General features: G+C 62.8%; 5 protein-coding genes. 4 read left to right on the top strand and 1 reads right to left on the bottom strand.

Annotation, left to right across the window (positions count from 1 at the left end):
• From ACIQ17_RS31135 to ACIQ17_RS31120, 4 genes are all read left to right on the top strand, one after another.
• Positions 1 to 779: carbohydrate ABC transporter permease (locus ACIQ17_RS31135; RefSeq protein WP_398473354.1), on the top strand; the 779-nt coding region annotated here is incomplete at its 5' end.
• Between the two features lie 36 nt (positions 780 to 815).
• On the top strand, positions 816 to 2,099 hold the full coding sequence (locus ACIQ17_RS31130) for an ABC transporter substrate-binding protein (RefSeq protein WP_398473352.1): 1,284 nt from the start codon (positions 816 to 818) through the stop codon (positions 2,097 to 2,099).
• Between the two features lie 65 nt (positions 2,100 to 2,164).
• Positions 2,165 to 2,986 carry a phosphodiesterase gene (locus ACIQ17_RS31125; protein ID WP_398473351.1) on the top strand — a complete coding sequence of 274 codons (822 nt, stop codon included), beginning with the start codon at positions 2,165 to 2,167 and terminating at the stop codon, positions 2,984 to 2,986.
• Complete coding sequence (locus tag ACIQ17_RS31120; RefSeq protein ID WP_398473350.1) at positions 2,983 to 3,855, top strand: phosphodiesterase; 873 nt, start codon at positions 2,983 to 2,985, stop codon at positions 3,853 to 3,855. The genes ACIQ17_RS31125 and ACIQ17_RS31120 overlap by 4 nt, the downstream gene beginning before the upstream one ends.
• A 73-nt stretch (positions 3,856 to 3,928) precedes the next feature.
• Here ACIQ17_RS31120 and ACIQ17_RS31115 read toward each other — a convergent pair whose 3' ends face one another.
• Positions 3,929 to 4,489 carry a cupin domain-containing protein gene (locus ACIQ17_RS31115; protein ID WP_398473349.1) on the bottom strand — a complete coding sequence of 187 codons (561 nt, stop codon included), beginning with the start codon at positions 4,487 to 4,489 and terminating at the stop codon, positions 3,929 to 3,931.
• Positions 4,490 to 4,533: the final 44 nt, after the last annotated feature.

Below are 4,533 nucleotides of genomic sequence, written 5' to 3'. Positions count from 1 at the left end.
TCGGCGCGGTGCTGATGCTGCTGCCCTTCGTGTGGATGATCTCGACGGCCTCGAAGCCACAGACCGAGATCTACACCACCGACATCCACCTCATCCCCCACACTTTTGCGCTGTGGGACAATCTGCGAACGGCCTTCGCCAAGGCCGATCTCGTCCGCTTCCTCATCAATGGCGTCATCGTCACCATCGCGATCTTCGTGTTGCAGGTTCTGGTGGCCTTGCCCGCCGCCTATGCGCTGGCAAAACTGCGCTTCGTCGGCCGCGACGTGCTGTTCGCGCTGGTGCTGTTCTGCATCCTGATCCCGCCCCAGGCCACCGCGATCCCGGTGTTCCTGCTGCTGCATCATCTCGGCATTCTCGACACCTATGCCGCGATGGTGGTGCCCTTCACCATCTCCGCCTTCGGCATCTTCCTGATGCGGCAGTTCTTCAAGACCGTGCCCGACGACCTCATCGACGCCGCACGGATGGATGGGATCAGCGAATTCGGCATCGTCTGGCGCGTGATGCTGCCGACCGCGATCCCGGCGCTCACCGCTTTCGGCATCTTCTCGGTGGTCGCGCACTGGAACGACTATTTCTGGCCGCTGATCGTGCTCACCAGCGAGCATCTGCGCACCCCGCCGCTCGCGGTCGCCGCCTTCCGCAACGAGGAAGCGGGTACCAATTATGGGCCGCTCATGGCTGCCGCCATCGTCATCATCGCGCCGCTCGTGGTCGCGTTCCTGCTCGCCCAGCGCCGCTTCATCGAAGGCATCACGCTGACCGGCATCAAGTAGTCCACTTTACTGCCCACCCCCGACAGGAGACTTCCCATGCTGATGAGATCGACCCTTGCGGCTCTCGCTTTGCTCACCGGCGTTGCCGGCGCGCAGGCGCAGACCAAGACCGAAGTCGTGCTGCAATATCCCTTCCCCGAACTGTTCACGGAAACCCACAAGCAGATCGCCGAGGAATTCGCCAAGGTCCGCCCGGACATCAAGGTGACCATGCGCGCGCCTTACGAGTCCTACGAGGACGCCACCCAGCGCGTGCTGCGCGAGGCCGTCACCAATCAGGTGCCGGACGTCACCTTCCAGGGCCTGAACCGCATCCGCGTGCTGGTCGACAAGAACATTCCTGCTGCACTCGACGAATACATCGCCGCCGAGAAGGATTTCGACAAGCAGGGCTTCCACCAAGCGATGTATGACATCGGCACCACGAGCGGCAAGGTCTATGCCCTGCCCTTCGCGATCTCGCTGCCGGTCGTCTACATCAACACCGATCTCGCCAGGAAGGCCGGCGCTGACATCGACAACCTGCCGACCACCTGGGACGGCCTGTTCGACCTCGCCAAGAAGATCAAGGCGACGACGCCTGGCGCCAATGGCATGACCTATGCGTGGGACATCACCGGCAACTGGCTGTGGCAGGCCCCGGTGTTCGCCCGCGGCGGCACCATGCTGAATGCGGATGAAACCAAGGTCGCCTTCAACGGCCCCGAGGGTCAGGCCGCGATCCGCACCATCGCCCGCGTCGTCACCGACGGCGGCATGCCGAATTTCGACCAGCCGGCCAGCCGCGCCGCCTTCGCCGCCGGCAAGACCGGCATCCATATCACCTCGACGTCGGATCTGAACAAGATCACCCAGATGATCGGCGACAAGTTCGTGCTGAAGACGCACACCTTCCCCGATGTCATCGCACCGAATGGGCGCCTGCCCGCCGGCGGCAATGTCGTGATGATCACCGCCAAGGACAAGGCCAAGCGCGATGCGGCCTGGGAAGTGGTGAAGTTCTGGACCGGCCCGAAGGGCGCGGCGATCATGGCCGAGACCACAGGCTACATGCCGCCGAACAAGGTCGCCAACGACACGCATCTGAAGGACTTCTACGTCAAGAACCCGAACAACTACACCGCCGTGAAGCAGCTGCCGCTGCTCACCAAGTGGTACGCCTTCCCCGGCGACAACGGCCTGAAGATCACCGACGTGCTGAAGGATCACCTCAACAGCATCATCTCCGGTGCCCGCACCAAGGAGCCCGATGCGGTGCTCGCCGACATGACCTCGGATGTGCAGAAGCTGCTGCCGAAGTCGGTCGGCGCTGCGAAGTAATCCTCGCGACATCGATCGCGGAGCGCCATCGCGCTCCGCGATCCCCTTACGACGAAAGCGGCGTCATGAAACTGATCCACCTGAGCGACATCCATCTCACCACGCCCGGCAAGACCATCGGCGGCCGCGATCCCCACGCCAATTTCGAGCGCGCTCTCGCACATGTGCTGCGCGACCACGCCGATGCCGAATTGATGGTGATCACCGGCGATCTGTCGGACTGGGCCGACCGCGCCGACTATGAGTGGCTGAAGACGCGGCTGCAGGAATTTCCCCTGCCCGTGCGGCTCTGCATCGGCAATCACGATGACCGTGCGACCTTTCTCGGCGTGTTCCCGGAATGTAATGAAGGCGGCTTCGCGCAAGGCGTGAAGGACATCGCCGCTGGCCGCTGCCTGTTCCTCGACACATGGGGACCGGAGAGCCATGCGGGCTTCTATTGCGAAGCCCGTCAGCAATGGCTGGAGCAACAGCTTTCGGAAAGCGACGGGCCCTTCTTCCTGTTCATGCATCACAATCCGATCCCGACCCATCTCGGCCCGATGGACGCCATCGGGCTCCTCGATGACGTCGCCTTCCGCCGCATCTTCGGCCGCCACCGCGACAAGATCCGCCACATCTTCTTCGGCCACTGCCACCTGCCCATGGCCGGCTCCACCGCGGGCGTGCCGACCACGTCGCTGCGTGGCACCAATCATGCGAGCTTTGTCAGCTTCTCCGAGGCCGAATTCCTGCTTGGTTCCGACCTGCCGGAATCCTACGGCGTCGCCTTCATCGGTGCGGACTACGTCACCGTGCACATGATCGAGTTCGGCTATCAGGGCGAGATCCGCTCGGGCGGCTCGCCGGACTACAAGGCGTGGGATCGGGAGACCATGCAGCGATGAAATTCGTCATCCTCACCGACACGCATTTCGTCCCCGCCGGCCGAAAACTCTACGGGCTCGATCCCGCTGCACGTCTGGCAATCGCGGTGGACAGGATCAACGCGACGCATCGCGATATCGCTTTCGTCATCGTCACCGGCGATCTCGCCCATTGGGGTGAGCAAGGCGCCTATGAAAGCCTCGCGGCGCAGCTTGGCCGGCTCGACGCGCCGGTCATCACGATGCTCGGCAATCACGACAAGCGCGACGCGTTTCGCGCCGTTTTCCCACAGGCCGATCGTGATGATCATGGCTTTGTGCAGAGCGTCCGTGTCATGGATGCCGCGACCATCGTGACGCTGGATACGCTGAACGAGGATACGCCGGATCACGCCGGCATCCTCTGCGACGCACGCCTGACCTTTCTGGAAGAGACCCTCGCCTCGGCGCCGACCGACAGGCCGCTCCTTTTATTCCAGCACCATCCGCCCTTCGACAGCGGTTTGCGCTACATGGACACGATCAAGCTCGCCAATGGTGAAGCCGAATGGGACGTGATCGCCCGCACGCGAAAGCCGGACTACCTGTTCATGGGGCATCTGCATCGCCCCATCGCGGGCAGCTGGCGCGGCATCCCGTTCCATATCCAGCGCGCGCTGACCCATCAGGTCGCGTTCGACTTCGAGGCGGAGAGCCATATTCCCGGCTCGCATGAAGCGCCGGACTATGCCTTCGTCACCGTGGCGGATGGCGATGTGACCATCCACCAGTGTTCGTTCCTGTATGACGGGCCGCGCTTCTCGCTGCATGATGCGGAGGCGCAGGCGGCACAGTCAGCGGAAGACTTATCGAAAGTGCTCAGCCGTAGGGCGGATGCGGCGAATCCGTAGTCCACCGGCCGAATACATCGTAAAAACTCCGCGACGGATTACGCTTCGCTGATCCGCCCCGCGGGATGGCGCGTTACGCCTTCACTTCCACCGTCCGGAATTCTGCCGGCAGGATCACCTCGAGCAATTCGCAATTGTCCGAGTAATCGCGGATGAAGTGCCTGATGCGCGGCGGCTGGGTCCAGCACGAGCCCTGCCGCATGGTCTGTTCGCCGACGCCGTCCATATAGGTCTTGACCCAGCCATTCAGCACATAGACCAGCTGAAACTCGGCATCGTGGTAATGCAGCTTGGAGACCTCCTTCGGATCGCACGGACCGATCAGCCGGATCACATGCGCCTGCGCGACGCCGCCGCTCGCGTCGGCCACACCGAGATCACGATATTTTGCGTAAGCGCGCAGGCCGGTCGCAAAGTCCTCTTCGCGATAGTGGCTGATGGCCGGGCGCTGTTTGAGTCGCCTACCAGACACAGATACTGTGACACTCTTCTTTGCTGCAGCTCTCGCAGGCCTGGTCGGCGCTGCCTTCCTGGCAACCTTCACCGCACCGGCCTTGCGCGCGGAAGCCTTTGCTGCAGGCTTTTTCGTGGTTTTGCTGGCGCTGACCTTCGACGCTCGCTTCTGCTTCGCCATTGTGTACTTCCCATGCGTCTATCGAACAGCGATCAACGCAGCGC

Origin of the sequence: Tardiphaga sp., from assembly GCF_044340795.1 — a bacterium.
Taxonomy (GTDB): Bacteria; Pseudomonadota; Alphaproteobacteria; order Rhizobiales; family Xanthobacteraceae; genus Tardiphaga.
Note: the sequence above shows the minus strand (reverse complement) of the source record. Positions and strands in the feature narration are given on the sequence as shown.

Coding starts and splice junctions, on each gene's coding strand:
- ACIQ17_RS31130 (WP_398473352.1), top strand. CDS start 816: ATGCTGATGAGATCGACCCTTGCGGCTCTCGCTTTGCTCACCGGCGTT.
- ACIQ17_RS31125 (WP_398473351.1), top strand. CDS start 2,165: ATGAAACTGATCCACCTGAGCGACATCCATCTCACCACGCCCGGCAAG.
- ACIQ17_RS31120 (WP_398473350.1), top strand. CDS start 2,983: ATGAAATTCGTCATCCTCACCGACACGCATTTCGTCCCCGCCGGCCGA.
- ACIQ17_RS31115 (WP_398473349.1), bottom strand. CDS start 4,489: ATGGCGAAGCAGAAGCGAGCGTCGAAGGTCAGCGCCAGCAAAACCACG.